This window comes from Streptomyces sp. NPDC048637 (assembly GCF_040650675.1).
Taxonomy (GTDB): Bacteria; Actinomycetota; Actinomycetes; order Streptomycetales; family Streptomycetaceae; genus Streptomyces.
Genome location: NZ_JBEZHQ010000017.1, coordinates 34,292 through 49,013, shown reverse-complemented (window position 1 = coordinate 49,013; position 14,722 = coordinate 34,292). Strand labels below are relative to the sequence as shown.

General features: G+C 73.1%; 13 protein-coding genes. 8 read left to right on the top strand and 5 right to left on the bottom strand.

Annotated features, from left to right (window positions below; translation table 11 throughout):
* Positions 1 to 22: 22 nt before the first annotated feature.
* On the bottom strand, positions 23 to 2,221 hold the full coding sequence (locus AB0C46_RS21605; protein ID WP_362829576.1) for a prolyl oligopeptidase family serine peptidase: 2,199 nt from the start codon (positions 2,219 to 2,221) through the stop codon (positions 23 to 25).
* A gap of 280 nt (positions 2,222 to 2,501) precedes the next feature.
* Here AB0C46_RS21605 and AB0C46_RS21600 point away from each other — a divergent pair, with 280 nt between their 5' ends.
* The 5 genes from AB0C46_RS21600 to AB0C46_RS21580 all read left to right on the top strand — a co-directional run bounded on the left by AB0C46_RS21600 (position 2,502) and on the right by AB0C46_RS21580 (position 8,012).
* Positions 2,502 to 2,696: a hypothetical protein gene (locus AB0C46_RS21600; protein ID WP_006603310.1), complete on the top strand. Its 195-nt coding sequence runs from the start codon at positions 2,502 to 2,504 to the stop codon at positions 2,694 to 2,696.
* Between the two features lie 110 nt (positions 2,697 to 2,806).
* Positions 2,807 to 3,793 carry an N-acetyl-1-D-myo-inositol-2-amino-2-deoxy-alpha-D-glucopyranoside deacetylase gene (gene mshB / locus AB0C46_RS21595; RefSeq protein WP_362829575.1) on the top strand — a complete coding sequence of 329 codons (987 nt, stop codon included), beginning with the start codon at positions 2,807 to 2,809 and terminating at the stop codon, positions 3,791 to 3,793.
* Positions 3,790 to 4,317, top strand: coding sequence for a DUF6113 family protein (locus tag AB0C46_RS21590; protein WP_362829574.1), 528 nt, complete (start codon positions 3,790 to 3,792; stop codon positions 4,315 to 4,317). Before mshB ends, AB0C46_RS21590 begins: the two co-directional genes overlap by 4 nt.
* A 215-nt stretch (positions 4,318 to 4,532) precedes the next feature.
* Complete coding sequence (locus AB0C46_RS21585) at positions 4,533 to 6,710, top strand: hypothetical protein (protein ID WP_362829573.1); 2,178 nt, start codon at positions 4,533 to 4,535, stop codon at positions 6,708 to 6,710.
* A gap of 156 nt (positions 6,711 to 6,866) precedes the next feature.
* Complete coding sequence (locus tag AB0C46_RS21580) at positions 6,867 to 8,012, top strand: PP2C family protein-serine/threonine phosphatase (protein WP_362829572.1); 1,146 nt, start codon at positions 6,867 to 6,869, stop codon at positions 8,010 to 8,012.
* On the opposite strand, the gene AB0C46_RS21575 is transcribed toward AB0C46_RS21580, so the two are convergent.
* Entirely contained in the window at positions 7,979 to 8,839 is an 861-nt protein-coding gene (locus tag AB0C46_RS21575; RefSeq protein WP_362829571.1) for a transglutaminase-like domain-containing protein, read from the bottom strand. The two genes, AB0C46_RS21580 and AB0C46_RS21575, sit on opposite strands and share 34 nt — an antisense overlap.
* Before the next feature lie 17 nt (positions 8,840 to 8,856).
* On the bottom strand, positions 8,857 to 9,954 hold the full coding sequence (locus AB0C46_RS21570; protein ID WP_362829569.1) for a GNAT family N-acetyltransferase: 1,098 nt from the start codon (positions 9,952 to 9,954) through the stop codon (positions 8,857 to 8,859).
* A gap of 140 nt (positions 9,955 to 10,094) precedes the next feature.
* On the opposite strand from AB0C46_RS21570, the gene fdxA reads away from it, so the two are divergent.
* Together fdxA and dapC are read left to right on the top strand one after the other, a co-directional pair.
* Positions 10,095 to 10,415, top strand: coding sequence for a ferredoxin (gene fdxA / locus AB0C46_RS21565; RefSeq protein WP_006603298.1), 321 nt, complete (start codon positions 10,095 to 10,097; stop codon positions 10,413 to 10,415).
* Between the two features lie 179 nt (positions 10,416 to 10,594).
* Entirely contained in the window at positions 10,595 to 11,716 is a 1,122-nt protein-coding gene (gene dapC / locus AB0C46_RS21560; RefSeq protein ID WP_362829568.1) for a succinyldiaminopimelate transaminase, read from the top strand.
* An 80-nt stretch (positions 11,717 to 11,796) separates the two neighbouring features.
* Here dapC and AB0C46_RS21555 read toward each other — a convergent pair whose 3' ends face one another.
* Entirely contained in the window at positions 11,797 to 12,255 is a 459-nt protein-coding gene (locus AB0C46_RS21555) for an ATP-binding protein (protein WP_362829567.1), read from the bottom strand.
* Positions 12,256 to 12,557: 302 nt separating this feature from the next.
* The gene (locus tag AB0C46_RS21550; RefSeq protein WP_362829565.1) at positions 12,558 to 13,487 is read right to left on the bottom strand and encodes a heavy metal transporter; all 930 of its coding nucleotides are present in this window, start codon (positions 13,485 to 13,487) and stop codon (positions 12,558 to 12,560) included.
* Positions 13,488 to 13,527: 40 nt separating this feature from the next.
* Here AB0C46_RS21550 and dapE point away from each other — a divergent pair, with 40 nt between their 5' ends.
* The gene (gene dapE, locus AB0C46_RS21545) at positions 13,528 to 14,619 is read left to right on the top strand and encodes a succinyl-diaminopimelate desuccinylase (protein WP_362829564.1); all 1,092 of its coding nucleotides are present in this window, start codon (positions 13,528 to 13,530) and stop codon (positions 14,617 to 14,619) included.
* Positions 14,620 to 14,722: the final 103 nt, after the last annotated feature.

The window sequence follows — 14,722 nt, the reverse complement described above, 5'->3', positions numbered from 1 at the left end:
AGGGCGCCCGACGCCTACCTCCTCAGGACGGCATCCCCAACGACCGCTTGAGGAAGTCGACTTGGAGCAGCAGGAGGTTTTCGGCCACCTGTTCCTGTGCGGCCATATGCGTCACCCCGGACAGCGGCAGCACCTCGTGCGGGCGGCCCGCCGCCAGCAGCGCCGAGGACAGCCGCAGTGAATGGGCCACCACCACGTTGTCGTCCGCGAGTCCGTGGACGATCAGCATCGGGCGGTGCGGCTCCACCGCTCCGGACAGCCCCTCGTCCGTGAGCAGCGAGTTCTCCGCGTAGACCGCCGGTTCCTCGGCCGGGTGACCGAGGTACCGCTCCTGATAGTGGGTGTCGTAGAGGCGGAGGTCGGTCACCGGCGCCCCCACCACCGCCGCGTGGAAGACATCGGGGCGGCGCAGCGCGGCGAGCCCGGCGAGATAGCCGCCGAAGGACCAGCCGCGGATGGCGACCCGCTCCATGTCAAGGGGAAAGGATCCGGCCAGTGCCTGGAGGGCGTGGACCTGGTCGTCCAGTGTGTACTCCGCGAGGCGCCGGGAGACCGACTTCTCCCATGCGGGGGAGCGGCCCGGGGTGCCCCGGCCGTCCGCGACGATCACCGCGAACCCCTGGTCGGCGAACCACTGGGAGGTCAGATGGGCGTGGTGCGCGGCGACCACCCGCTGGCCGTGCGGACCGCCGTACGGGTCCATCAGCACCGGCAAGGGACCGTCGCTCTCCCGGTATCCGCCGGGCAGCAGCACCGCACACGGAATCTCCCGTTCCCCGGCCAGGACCAGACGGGGGCGGGCGGTCAGGGACGGCTCCTCGGCATGCGAACCGATCGTGGCGAGCGTCTTCTCACCGCCGTCGGGGTCCAGCCGCACCACCTCCACCTGGGTGCCGGGCCGCTCCAGCGATGCCTGGGACAGCACGGTCAGCGCACCGCCGCGCACCGCGGAGGACACCGTCGGGTACGGGCGCTCGCCCACCCGCTCCCAGCCGCCCTGGTCACCGCTGCCGCGGAACCAGGCGCGGTAGACGCCGATGTCGTGCAGGTCCGTGCCGCTCGCGGAGAAGAGGACGTCGTCCTCGCCGATGTCCAGGACGGCCCGGACGTGCAGCGGCGCCCCGGTCAGCGGGCGGTCGCCGACGAACAGCTTGCGTGCGCCGCCCTCGTCCGCGATCCGCACCAGCCGGCCGTCCGGCGTCCAGGCCGGCACCCCGGGGAACGGCTCGACCCACGCCTCGTCCTCGTCCTCGTGCACCGTCCGGGTCGTGCCGGTCGTGGTGTCGACGGTCAGATAGCGCTGGTCGCGCTGGTCGCGGGCCTGGACGAGCAGCAGCGGCGGCCCGGCCGCGGACCAGTGGACGCGCGCGAGATAGGGGTAGCGCTCGGTGTCCCAGGCAATGTCGGTGCGGGAGCCGTCCAGCCTGAACAGTGCGAGGGTGACCCCGGCGTTGCGGGTGCCCGCCACCGGGTACGCGACCCGGGTGGGCTCCCGGTCCGGATGGGCGGGGTCGGAGATCCACCAGCGCTGCACCGGCGCCTCGTCGACCCGCGCGGCCAGCACCGCATCGCTCTCCGGTGACCACCAGAAGCCCCGGTAGCGCCCCATCTCCTCGGCCGCGACGAACTCCGCGAGCCCCCAGGTCACCTCGGGCCCGTCGGGCTCGGCCAGCACCCGGTCCGCCGGCCCGGCGGCTGCCGCGCCGTCTTCGCCCCCGTCGCCCCCGTCCGACGTCGTCGCGCCGTCCACCGCCACCACCCGCAGCCGGCCGTCCGCCACAAAGGCCACCTGCCGGCCGTCCGGCGACGGCCGGGGGTCCACCACCGGCCCCTGGACCGGGAGTTCACGGGTGGTGCCGGCCCGCAGCTCGGAGACGAACAGCCGGCCCGAGAGCGTGAACGCCGCCAACTCCACGGCGGCGTCCGTCGCATAGCCGACGATGCCCGCCGAGCTCTCCCGGGTGCGCTCGCGGCGGGCCCGCTCCTGCGGGGGAAGGTCCTCGTCTGCGCCGGCCAGCAGGGCATGCGGGTCGGCGGCCGGGAACTCCCGTCCCTCTTCCAGGTCGAGCACCCACAACTGCTGGCTGCGATCGGTACCCGAACGGGAGCGGAGGAAGGCGACGCGCGCGCCGTCGGGGGAGAGCGCGTAGCTGCGCGGTGCGCCCAGGGTGAAGCGCTGCGTACGGGCGTATTGCCGCGGAAACGAAGGCTGTCCGGTCATGGTGCCGAGCCTAGGGGGTGTCCGCCCGCTCGTGGCCTGATCGGATCCAGCGACCGGCCCGAGGGGGGAACGGCTCACCCTGGTCGCACTCGTGAAGATCATGTGCGCCCCCGCTCTGCTTCCGTGCTCCGACTTATGCGCTAGCGCGGAAAGTTATGATCCCTTGCGCGTAGTGGGTACGGGGTAAAGAGCCCTTGGCATACCCGGGTGCGCGGGTCGTGAGAACGGCCTGGGCACCCACAACCCTGTCCGGACCGTGAGTACTTGGAGGTGAGCCGCCGTGGCACTCTCGATTTCGGCGGTGGTGCTGCTGGCGATCATCGTCTTCTTGCTTGTCAAGAAGTCTGGACTGAAGGCCCCGCATGCCCTTGTCTGCATGCTGCTGGGCTTCTATCTGGCCAGCTCGTCCATCGCGCCGACGATCAAGCAGCTGACGACGAACGTCGCCGGCATGCTCGGGAACATCAAGTTCTGAGCCGCCCCCGGCCGGTCCCGGCCGCTGTGCGCCCGTCCGCCGGCCCGGCGCACGGGCGGCGGCCGGGATCGCCTGCGGGCGGCGGACCGGGCGGCTCGTAGGCTGTCGGCATGACCGATCAGCCCGCCCGTCCCCCGCAGCCACCCGCCGAGGGGAGCGCCTCGCCCGCCGCCTTTTCCCGGCGGCTGCTGCTGGTGCATGCGCACCCCGACGACGAGTCGATCAACAACGGCTTGACCATGGCCAAGTACGCGGCCGAGGGCGCGCTGGTCACCCTGGTGACCTGCACCCTCGGCGAGGAGGGCGAGGTCATCCCGCCCGAGCTCGCCCCTCTCGCCCCGGACCGCGACGACACCCTCGGCCCGTACCGCGCCGGCGAGCTGGCCGCCGCGATGGAGGCCCTGGGCGTCACCGACCACCGCTTCCTCGGCGGACCGGGCCGCTACCGGGACTCCGGGATGATGGGCGCTCCCCAGAACGACCGGCCGGACGCCTTCTGGCAGGCCCCGCTCGACGAGGCGGCCGGCGCGCTGGTGGCGGTGATCCGAGAGGTCAGGCCGCAGGTCCTGGTCACCTACGACCCGAACGGCGGATACGGCCACCCCGATCACATCCAGGCGCATCGCGTCGCCATGCGCGGTGCCGAGCTCGCCGCGCAGGCGGATTTCCGGCCGGAACTGGGCCGCGCGTATGCGATCGGGAAGATCTACTGGAACTGCAACCCCCGGTCCGTGGTCGAGGAGGGCTTCGCACGGCTGCGCGCGGCCGGCCACAGCTTCCCCGGTGTGGCCGCGGTCGACGATGTCCCGGGCGTGGTGCCGGACTCGGAGGTCACGGCGTCCCTCTCCGGCGCTCCTGAGTACGCGGCCGCGAAGTCCGCGGCGATGCGGGCGCACTACACCCAGATCGCGGTGGACGGGCCGTTCTTCGCGCTCTCCAACGACTTGGGCCAGCCGCTGTTCGGCACCGAGCACTATCGGCTGGTGCACGGCGTCCCGGGTGCCGCCGACGGGGTCCGGGAGGACGATCTCTTCGCGGGTATCGGCGAAAGGGTGGGTATGGAGGAGAGTGCCCGGATCGAGGAGGCGGCGGAATGAGTACGGCGAAGGGCGGCGGGACCGCCGGTGAGGGAAACGGCGGCGCGGCCTCCGGCAAGGGGAAGCGGTCGCGGGCGGGCTCGGGCGGTGCGTCCGGTGCGCGCTCCGGCGCTCCGGTGGCGCCGGTGCCCGGTGCCGCGCTGACCGCACCGCTGACGGCGGGACGGGTCGGTATATACGTGCTGCTTCTGGTCGCGGGCGTCCTGGTGGCGGGTGCCGGAACGCTGCTCCAAGCGGCCTGGTTCCCCGGCGGTTTGGTGCTGGCGCTGTGCGGCGTCGGCGGCCTCTTCTACGGGGGTGCCAGGGGGACCGGCACCTCCGCGGGCGTGCTGGTGCCCGGCGCGGCCTGGCTGGTGACCGTGTTCCTGCTGCTCAGCAACGTCCGGCCGGAAGGCGACTTTCTCTTCGGTGCGGGGCTCGGCTCGTACATCTTCCTGCTGGGCGGCATCGTGGTCGCTGTGATCTGCGCCACCGCGACGCAGATGCGCCCGGTGGGCGTCCGGCACGGCCGAGTTGGCGGATGACGTGGTCCATACCGGGACGGATGCCGCGCCGGTCCGGGTGAACGGACCGGGCCCCGGGGGTTCGCCCGGGGCGGCGGTGTTCGTACGCTCCCGGGGTGGCCGCCCGCGGCGGACAGTATGGTGGTGCGCGCCGTCGCGCCGCCCTGGGGGCACCTCCCGGCCTGTGGCCGGGGATCATCTCTGACGAGCGGCGGAGCCAACCGGGAGAACCTGCTTTGAGTCGTGAATCTGACAGTTCGTCCTCCGGCCCCCAGGGCCGTGGCGGAGCCGCGTACCCGTCCGGGACGCCGCCGTACGGCTCGCCCAGGGGAGAGGCCGGCGAGACACCGGCGCCCGGTGCCGCCGCGCAGCCGGAGGAGCCCAAGACCGAGACCACACTGACGACGCGGATCAAGATCAATATTCCGGGGTCGCGCCCCATCCCGCCGGTCGTCGTGCGCAAGCCCGTCGGTGAGGAGCCCGGCATGAACGGATCGGCTGGTTCCGGCGGTTCCGCCGGTTCCCGCGGCACGCCCCGCACCGGCGAGCGGAACGCGGAGCGTACGGCGAACACCCCCCGGCCCGAGGCTCCGGCGGACGAGGCCCCCACGGGCGGCCAGGCCGAGAAGACCAGCGACTGGTTCGCGCCGCGCAAGCCGCAGGCCGGGTCCGCCGGTCCCTCCTCGTCCACCGGCTCCCACGCGGTACCGCCCGCCCCGGGCGGTGCGACCCCGCCGCGCGGCCCCTCGGGCGCCCCGTCGCCGCAGCGCCCCGACCTGCCGTACTTCTCCGACAGCCCGGCCCCGCAGGAGGGCGGCTCGCCGTTCGACGGCAGTGCCCGGCCGAGCGGCGGTTCGCCGTTCGACGGCGGTCCGCGGGGCGGTGCCTCGCCGTTCGACGGTGCGACGCCCGGCGGCGGTTCGCCGTTCGACACCGCCGGCGGGCCCGCCCGGGACCACAGCCCGTTCGACGCCCCGGCGGGCGGCCCGAGCGGTCCGAGCGGTCCGAGCGGCCTGAGCGGCCCGAGCGGTCCGACGACCGGCCCGGCGCGCGGCAGCTCCGCGCTCAACCTCCCGCCCGGCTTCAGCGACACCGGCGGCACGCCCCGGATCGACGACACCGCGGAGCTCACCCCGCAGCCGCCGGCGCCGCTCGCCGGGCCGGGCAGCGGCCTCGGTGCCGGCGGCGGCGTCACCGGCGGACTGCCCGGCGCCCCCAAGGGCCCGGCGTCCGGCGTCCCGAAGGGCACGCGCGGGACGAAGGGTCCCCAGGACCGCGGGCCGGGCGGCGCTCCCGGCGGCCGTGACCGGGTGTCCGGCGACACGCTGGTCAGCGGCATCCCCAAGGTCCCCGGGGCCGAGAAGCCGTCGCCCCCGTCGCCGTTCGCCCAGGTCCCGGCCGGTGAGGGCGACAGTGCCGCCCCCAAGCCGCGGCCCAAGATCCCCGAGCCGATCAACCCGCCCAAGAAGGGCCGCAACAAGCTCGTTCTCGTGGGTGTCGGCGTCGTGGTGCTGGCCGGTGTCGCCTATGGCGCCGGGCTGCTGCTCGACCACGCCGACGTGCCCAACGGCACCACCGCGCTCGGTGTGGACATCGGCGGCACCACCAAGGAAGAGGCCGTCAGGAAGCTGGAGTCGGCGCTCAAGGACAGCCGCACCGCCCCGCTCAAGCTCACCGTCGACGGCAAGCCCGCGACCCTCCAGCCCGCCAGGGCGGGCCTGGACATCGACCCGCAGGTGACGGTCCGCAAGGCGGCCGGCCGGGACTACAACCCGGTCTCCGTCATCGGCTCGCTGTTCGGCGTGCACCGCGAGGCCGCGCCCGAGGTGATCGTCGACGACGAGAAGCTCCAGGTCGCGCTGCAGAACGCCACCGGACCCGGGGGTGCCGCCGAGGACGGCGGGATCACCTTCGAGAACGGCAAGGCGGTGCCGCACTACGGCGCGCCCCACAAGGCGATCGATGTGGGCGCGTCCAAGAAGAAGGTCACCGACGCCTACCGCAAGCGCGCCGGGACCGGCACCGACGCCCCCGTGGTGCTGGCCGCCGGCACCCAGCAGCCGCAGGTGAGCAAGGCCGCGGTGAACCGGGCGATGAAGCAGTTCGCCGAGCCCGCGATGTCCGGTCTGGTGACGGTCCGTACGGATGCGGCGCACACGGTCTCCTTCAGCCCGGAGAAGTCCATCCCGAAGTTCCTGTCGTTCAAGATCATCAACGGCGCTCTGGTGCCGTACTACGACCGGCCGGCCCTCAAGGCGCTCTACGGCGACACCTTCAACGGCGTCCTGGTGACCAAGGGCGACGGCTCCAAGCACCCGGTCAGCGTCGAGGAGGTGGCGAGCGCGGTCGGCAAGGCACTGCTCGGCACCAGCTCGGCCGAGCGGGTCCAGACCATCGCCACCGACGGCAACTGACTGCCGTACAGCACGAAACCGCAGGTGAGAGGCCCCGCGGGGCGTTTTCTCGGCTCCTCCGAGACGACGCCCGGGGGCCTCTCACCTGTGGGTGGGGCGAGCGGGCCGACCGCCCCCGGTGCGGTGTCGGGCGGATTCCCGCAGGCTGGAAGTGTGATGGCTGCCGACCGACCCGCCGAGCGCCGCCGCCTCGCTCCCGTGCTGCTGATACTCGCGATCCTGGTCGTCACCGTGCTGGACGCCACGACCGGCCCGGAGCTGCACGTCTCGGCCTTCATGGGCATCGCCCCGCTGTACGCCGCGCTGCGCTGCCCGTTCCGGCAGACCGTCCTGGTGGCGGCCGTCTTCGTGGTGTGCCTGACGTACGTCGACATCTTCACCGTGCCCGACTGGGCCCCGGCCAGCCGGGTCGTCGGCGTCTTCGGCGTGTTCCTGGTGGCCGCCTTCTCCCTGGTGCTGTGCCGCACCCGGCTGCAGCGGGAGGCGCTGCACGCCCGTACGAGCATGGTGGCCGACACCGTCCAGCGGGCCATGCTGCGCGAGCTGCCGCTCAGCGCCGGGGCGGTCGAGGCGTACGGCTTCTATGTCTCCGCCGAGGAGGGGGCCCGGGTCGGCGGGGACATCTACGAGGCCACCGACACGCCCTACGGGCTGCGGCTGATGATCGGCGATGTGCAGGGCAAGGGCATGCCGGCGATCGGCGCGGGCCTGGAGGTCCTGGTGTCGTTCCGGGAGGCCGCACAGCATCTGGACGCGCTGGAGTCGGTGGCCGAGCGCATGGAGCAGGCGCTGGCCCGCTACAACACCCGCTCGGCCGAGGAGGGCACCGACGAGCGCTTCGTCACCGCGCTGCTGATGGAGGTGCGCGGCCCGGACGGCCCGGACGGCGCGGCGGAGGGCCGGGTGCTGTCCTGCGGCCACATCCCGTACTACCTGGTGCGGCACGGCAAGGTCCACGAGCGCCGGGACGGTGAGGGCGCGCTGCCGCTCGGCCTGGCCGCGCTCAGCGGCGAGCCCCGCCACAGCGTCCGGGTGCACCCCGAGCCCGACGACTGGGTCGTGCTGTGCACGGACGGGGTGACCGAGGCACGCGGCAAGGACGGTGAGTTCTACCCGCTCGCCGAGCGGCTGGCCCGGTGGACGCACCTGGAACCCGCCGAGCTGGCCCGTACGCTCCGCGCCGACCTCGAAAGCTTCACCGGCGGCCGCCTCAAGGACGATGCGACCGTGCTGGTCGTCCGGCGCCGGGCGCCCCCCGCCCGCACCGCTCAGTTGAGCATGGCCCGTGCCGCAGCGGCCTGACGCCGTATCGCGGTCGCCCCGGCCGGCTCGACGGCCTCCACCACCCGGGCGTACTCCTCCAGCTCGGCCGCCCCGGCGAGGAACTCACCACGCTCGACGAGCAGTTGGGCGCGCTCATGGCGCAGCCGCGCCGGATGGCTCGGCAGCAGCAGCGACAGCTCCAGCGCCCACAGCTGCACCGCACTGTGCTCCGGGCGGGCCTGCGCCCAGGCCCGGATGTTGTTGAGCATGCGCAGCACGATCTCCAGCGGATCGGCGGGCGTCATCATCTGCGCGCTCAGCGGCTCCCCGGTCGCCCCCGCGACCAGCAGCTCCGCGTCCTCGTCGGTGAGCGGCCGCCCGCCCTCGAACGGATCGGCCAGGACATGGCTGCCGGCGGGGTCGCCGAACCCGACGACGAAATGACCCGGCAGCGCCACCCCGTAAACCGGGGCACCGGCCCGCCGTGCGACCTCCATCCACACCACCGACAGCAGGATCGGCAGGCCCCGGCGCCGCCGCAGCACCTCGTGCAGCAGCGAGGACTCCAGCCGCCGGTAGTCGGCGGGCGAGCCGCCGAAGCCGCACCGGGTGCCGAGCAGCTCGGCGAGGTTGCGGGCCCAGGCCCCGGGGCCCCCGGCCGGGGCGTACGGGAGCAGCCCGGCCAGCCGGTCCAGTTCGATCTGGACCGCGTCGCAGCCCGCCTCGTCCAGCGCGGGATCGGCCTCGGCGCCGATCAGCAGGCACAGCAGCGCCAGGTCGGGCCGCTCGGCGCGCGCGGCCTCGGCGAACTGCTGCCGCCGTGCGGCGCGGGCGGCGTCCCGCTCCGGCTCGGGTTCCTGGGGCATATCGGTGGGGTACCCCTTCAGCGCCGGCCGCCCGGCAGGGCCCGCCGGTAGTGATAGCCGTGGTGGTCGGTGAAGCCGAGCCGGTCGTAGAACGCGAGAGCCCCCGCGTTGTCGGCCTCGACCTGCAGATACGCGGCCGAGGCGCCCTCCTCCAGGGCCCGCTCGGCGAGCGCCGCCATCACCAGCGTGGCCAGCCCCTGCCGCCGCGCGGCCGGGGCCACTTCCAGCGCCGCGAAGCCCGCCCAGCGCCCGTCGACGACCAGCCGCCCGATCGCCGCCGTCCCGCCGTCCGCGCCGTGCACCGTCGCGAACCACACCGAAGGCCCGCCGGTCAGCACCCGCAGGGCGGTCCGCGCGGCCTCCTCGGACGGGTCGGCCTCGCCGGTCCGGTTGTACAGGGCCAGCCAGTCCGCGCCGGGCTCCCGGGACAAGGTGACGCGGCTGGGGGCACCCCCGGCGGAGCCCGGCGCGTCCGCCCCGGTGTCGGCGAGCGGTGCCAGCGCCGCGATCCGGACCGTGGTGTGCCGCTCGTCGGTCCAGCCGCGTTCCGCCAGCTCTGCGGCCAGCCGTTCGTCGGTGTCCGCCCGCCCGGTGGCGACCACGATCACCGGCGGCAGGCCGCGCTCGTCATACCACTGGCCGATCTGCTCCAGTGCCGTCTCCAGAGGGACGCCCGGGTCGCCGAGCGGCAGGACGGAATTGGCGCGGCGGGTGAATCCGCCGGAGGCCCGCAGCGTCCACTCCCCGAGACGTGCCGTCTCCACGGCGGGCCAGCCGCGGGCCGCGACGGTCTGGAGCTCACGGGCGGTGGCCGCCGGTCCCCTCCGGCGGGCCGGCTCCCCCGAGGGCGGGTGCGCCGCTCCGTACCGGGCGGTGGCCGGGCGGTCGGGCACGACCTTGGCCGCCACCAGTGACGTCTCCTCGATCCGGACGGTCTCACCACTGCGTCGTGTGATGCTCAGCACACCTTGATCCCAGGATGTGAGAACGCCGACCGCGTCGGTGAACGCGGGGACCCCCGCGCCGCCCCCGGTCAGACGCCGGACGGATACCCTTTTGCCCACGTCAGCACGGGTGATACGGACCTCCGCGCGTCCGCCGGCCAGGAATTCCATCGCTCAAACCGCCCCTCTTGTTCGTCTCGCGCCCGGGAACGGAGATACTAGATGGCGGGCATCGACGACGCCGCGCTCCCGCGCGCCCAGCGGCGGTACTGCCAATCGGTCCGCCGGCCCTACCGAGGAGGAACGACAGCGTGACCTACGTCATCGCGCAGCCTTGTGTCGACGTCAAGGACAAGGCGTGCATCGAGGAGTGCCCGGTCGACTGCATCTACGAGGGCCAGCGGTCCTTGTACATCCACCCGGACGAATGCGTCGACTGTGGCGCCTGTGAGCCGGTCTGCCCGGTCGAGGCGATCTTCTACGAGGACGACACCCCCGAGGAGTGGAAGGACTACTACAAGGCGAATGTGGAGTTCTTCGACGAACTCGGCTCGCCCGGTGGCGCCAGCAAGCTCGGCCTGATCGAGCGGGACCACTCCTTCATCGCGGCGCTGCCGCCGCAGAACCAGTAACGACCCGAGGATCAAGGGGGAGCCTGCCCGCTCCCTCTTGCTCCCATGTCGTTGGGGGCACCTCCCAGTGTCAGCCACGGGAGGTCGCACGGCGCCGCCCCGGTCCCGTACGGCCTGCCGCCGTACGGGACCGCAGCATTTCCGCCGACGGCCCCGCACCACCCGAGAAAGAGAGCACCGTGGGCGCAGCACCGTCTCCCCGGCCCGAATCGCTCCGCGGCCGCCTGCCCGTCTTCCCGTGGGACCGCCTGGAGCCGTACAAGACCACCGCCGCCTCCCACACCGACGGCATCGTCGACCTCTCCGTTGGCACCCCGGTGGACCCGGTCCCCGCGCTGGTGCAGGAGGCGCTGACCGCCGCGGCCGACAGTCCCGGCTACCCGACGGTGTGGGGTACGGCCGCGCTGCGTGACGCGCTCACCGGCTGGGCCGCCGAGCGCCTCGGCGCCCAGGGCCTGGAGCACACCAATGTGCTGCCGGTCGTCGGCTCCAAGGAGCTGGTGGCCTGGCTGCCGACCCACCTGGGCCTCGGCCCCGGCGACAAGGTCGGCTACCCGCGGCTCGCCTACCCGACCTACGAGGTCGGCGCCCGTCTGGCCGGTGCCGAGCCGGTCGTCTACGACGATCCCACGGACCTGGACCCCAGCGGTCTGAAGCTGCTGTGGCTGAACTCGCCGTCCAACCCCACCGGCCGGGTGCTGGGCGCCGACGAACTGCGCCGCACCGTCGCCTGGGCGCGCGAGCACGGAGTGCTGGTCTTCAGCGACGAGTGCTACCTCGAACTGGGCTGGGAGGCCGACCCGGTCTCCGTGCTGCACCCGGACATCTGCGGCGGTTCCCACGACGGCCTGGTCGCCGTCCACTCGCTCTCCAAGCGCTCCAACCTCGCCGGCTACCGCTCCGCGTTCCTCGTCGGCGACGCCGCGGTCCTCGGCGACCTGCTGCAGATCCGCAAGCACGGCGGCATGATGATCGCGGCGCCCGTCCAGGCCGCCACCATCGCGGCGCTGGGCGACACCGCCCATGTCACCGAGCAGCGTGCGCGCTACGCCCGCCGCCGCAGCGCGCTGCGCGGTGCCTTCGAGGCCGCCGGCTTCCGCATCGAGCACAGCGAGGCCTCGCTCTACCTCTGGGCGACCCGCGACGAGCCCTGCTGGGACACCGTCGGCGAGCTCGCCAAGCGCGGCATCCTCGTCGCCCCCGGTGAGTTCTACGGCCCGGCAGGGGAGCGGTTCGTCCGGATCGCCTTCACCGCCACCGACGAGCGGGTGGCCGCCGCGGTGCGCCGTCTGGCGGAGTGAACCACGGCTGACCACGCGCAGGGGCCCGGGGAGTGTGAACTCCCCGGGCCCCTGCGGCGTCGTACGGGCCGGACGGCCGGTCAGCGGCCGCCGAGCGGCAGACCGCCGAGCAGGCCCGTGGCGGGCGCGAGCAGGCCCTGGGGCGACCCGACGAGCCCCTTGGCCGCGTCGAGCGGCAGCGTGCTGGTCGAGACGCCCTTCTTGGCGATCGGGCGGACCACGCTCTCGGCCTTGTCAGCGGCGCTCTGGGTGAGCGGCATGGCCTTCTTCACGACGGGGCCGGCGGTCTCGACGAGCGCCGGGGCGAGCTTCGTGGCCGCCTTGCTGCCGGCCGCGTTCACCAGGCCGACGCCGTCGCGCGCGGTGTGGTCGAGGGTTTCGCTGGTGTTCTGGGAGTCCAGGGGCGCCGTCAGTCCGCCGAGTGCCTTGGTGGGCAGCTCCGCAGCGCTCGCGGAGCCGGCCGCAGCGACCACGGGAGCGGCACCTGCTGCAACGAGCAGGGCGGCTCGGGCGATCCGACGCGTAACGGGGAGGGACATGGTGCTCCTTTTACGGAGAAGGACTCGTACTTCTGACAGATGTGCCATGTCCGCCTGGCGGACGCACTGACTACCGCGTCAGAACCCCGAAGGTTGCGGTGAACTCCGGTAAAGAGTTGGTAACGCGTCACATAATCGGCCCTGGATAAAGACGGGCAATATGTGCACGGGCCGAGGGATCGCGGAAACGTCACAGCCCTTTGCGTGCAAGGGAATTGGCCGACTGCTCGTATCGCACCCGGCCAACTCCCTTCCGGTAAAAGGGAATTGCTGCCGATGCCCCTTCCGGGGGACCGGGCAAACTATTGCGCGGTGATGATACGAACGTGGTGCGCGGCCACCGCGGAGCCGGCCGGCTTCCGCTGCCAGCCCTTCCCCGCATCGTCCGCCGCCCACGTCCGGCCGGCGTAAGAGATCTGTTCGATACGCAGCTCGGCGGAGTGCGCCATCGCCCAGATCGCCAGCTCCCAGCCGCGCCGCCCGCCATCGTCCGCGGCCACCGGACCGGACTGCCGCACCGGTATCGTCACGCCGCTCCCGCCGCCCGCGGTGCGGCCTCCGCTGCCGCCCGTCCGCGGCAGCACCTCGGAGCCGAACTCCCGCACCAGGCGCTCCCGCACCTTCGCGGCGCCGCCCGCCTGCCCGTCCACCGGGCGGCTCTCGGTGCAGGTCATCGCGTCCTGATCGCGGCCGGTGAGCGCGCCGGTCAGCCGTGCGGCGTTCGCCTCGTGCTTCGCATAGGCCTGCGGATAGCCACTGCGCTGCACCTTCTGCGCGGCGACGGTCAGCGGCAGCCGGGAGTAGCCGGGCACCTTCGCCAGATGCTGGTAGAACTCCCCGGCCGAATAGACCGGGTCCATGATCTGCTTCACGGTGCCCCAGTCCTGCGACGGGCGCTGCTGGAAGAGCCCGACCGAATCCCGGTCACCGAAGTCGATGTTGCGCAGCCCCGACTCCTGCATCGCGGTCGCCAGCGCGATGGTCACCGCCCGCTCCGACAGCCCGCGCGAGGACGCCACGGCCGAGATCGTCGCGGCGTTCGCGGCCTGCTCCGGGGACAGCTCGTACGGCTTCGCATCGCCCTCGGCGCGGACCGTGCACTGCGGTGCCCCCGGGCCACCGGTCACGTACTGCACCACGAGGTAGCCGGCCAGTCCGATCAGTACGGCGACGGCTGCGGTGATACGCCACGGACGGGTGCGGCGGAGGGGAGCTGAGGGCTGGGCTGACACGGGGCCACCGTACTGGAGTGCTGCCGATAGGGTCGGATCCATGGAGCGCTCCACAGATCACCCCGCCCTCGACCTCTCGCTCGACGCCGCCGCGCTCACCGCGCAGCTCGTCGACTTCCCCTCCGAGAGCGGCAACGAGAAGGACCTCGCCGACGCCGTCGAGCACGCCCTGCGCGCGCTCCCGCACCTGACCGTCGACCGTTACGGCAACAACGTCGTGGCCCGTACGCAGCTGGGCCGCGACGAGCGGGTGGTGCTCGCCGGACACCTCGACACCGTGCCGATCGCCGGCAACGTCCCCTCCCGGCTGGACGAGAACGGCGTGCTGTGGGGCTGCGGCACCTGCGACATGAAGTCCGGCGTCGCGGTCCAGCTGCGGATGGCCGCCACCGTCCCGGCCCCCAACCGCGACCTGACCTTCGTCTTCTACGACAACGAAGAGGTCGCCGCGCACCTCAACGGCCTCGGCCATGTCGCCGACGCCCACCCCGACTGGCTCACCGGCGACTTCGCCGTCCTCCTGGAGCCCTCCGACGGCCAGGTGGAGGGCGGCTGCCAGGGCACCCTGCGGGTCCTGCTGCGCACCACCGGCGAGCGCGCCCACTCCGCCCGCAGCTGGATGGGCGCCAACGCGATCCACGCCGCCGCCCCGATCCTGGCGAAGCTGGCCGCCTACGAGCCGCGCCGCCCGGTCATCGACGGCCTCGAATACCGCGAGGGCCTCAACGCCGTACGCATCGAGGGCGGCGTCGCCAACAACGTCATCCCGGACGCCTGCACGGTCACCGTGAACTTCCGCTACGCGCCCGACCGCACCCCCGACGAGGCGATCGCCCACGTCCGCGAGGTCTTCGCGGACTGCCCGGTGGACGAATTCGTCATCGACGACCACTCCCCGGGCGCGCTGCCCGGACTGTCCCACCCGGCGGCCAAGGCGTTCATGGAGTCCGTCGGCGGCACCGCGATGCCCAAGTTCGGCTGGACCGATGTCTCGCGCTTCAGCGCCCTGGGCGTCCCGGCGGTCAACTACGGACCCGGCTACTCCCTGCTGGCGCACAAGAAGGACGAGCGGGTCGAGGTCGACCGCATCCTGCACTGCGAGGAACGGCTGCGCGCCTGGCTGACGGCCTGACGTCCCCCGGGCCCGCCGCCGACCGATCGCCTCCCCGTCGAATTCCCCTGCTCTTCACGTCAGCGGATCTACGCTGAAACGGCAAACGATCTGCCAGCGGAGG

Coding starts and splice junctions, on each gene's coding strand:
- AB0C46_RS21555 (WP_362829567.1), bottom strand. CDS start 12,255: ATGTCCCTCCCCGTTACGCGTCGGATCGCCCGAGCCGCCCTGCTCGTT.
- AB0C46_RS21590 (WP_362829574.1), top strand. CDS start 3,790: ATGAGTACGGCGAAGGGCGGCGGGACCGCCGGTGAGGGAAACGGCGGC.
- AB0C46_RS21605 (WP_362829576.1), bottom strand. CDS start 2,221: ATGACCGGACAGCCTTCGTTTCCGCGGCAATACGCCCGTACGCAGCGC.
- AB0C46_RS21570 (WP_362829569.1), bottom strand. CDS start 9,954: ATGGAATTCCTGGCCGGCGGACGCGCGGAGGTCCGTATCACCCGTGCT.
- AB0C46_RS21575 (WP_362829571.1), bottom strand. CDS start 8,839: ATGCCCCAGGAACCCGAGCCGGAGCGGGACGCCGCCCGCGCCGCACGG.
- mshB (WP_362829575.1), top strand. CDS start 2,807: ATGACCGATCAGCCCGCCCGTCCCCCGCAGCCACCCGCCGAGGGGAGC.
- AB0C46_RS21580 (WP_362829572.1), top strand. CDS start 6,867: ATGGCTGCCGACCGACCCGCCGAGCGCCGCCGCCTCGCTCCCGTGCTG.
- dapE (WP_362829564.1), top strand. CDS start 13,528: ATGGAGCGCTCCACAGATCACCCCGCCCTCGACCTCTCGCTCGACGCC.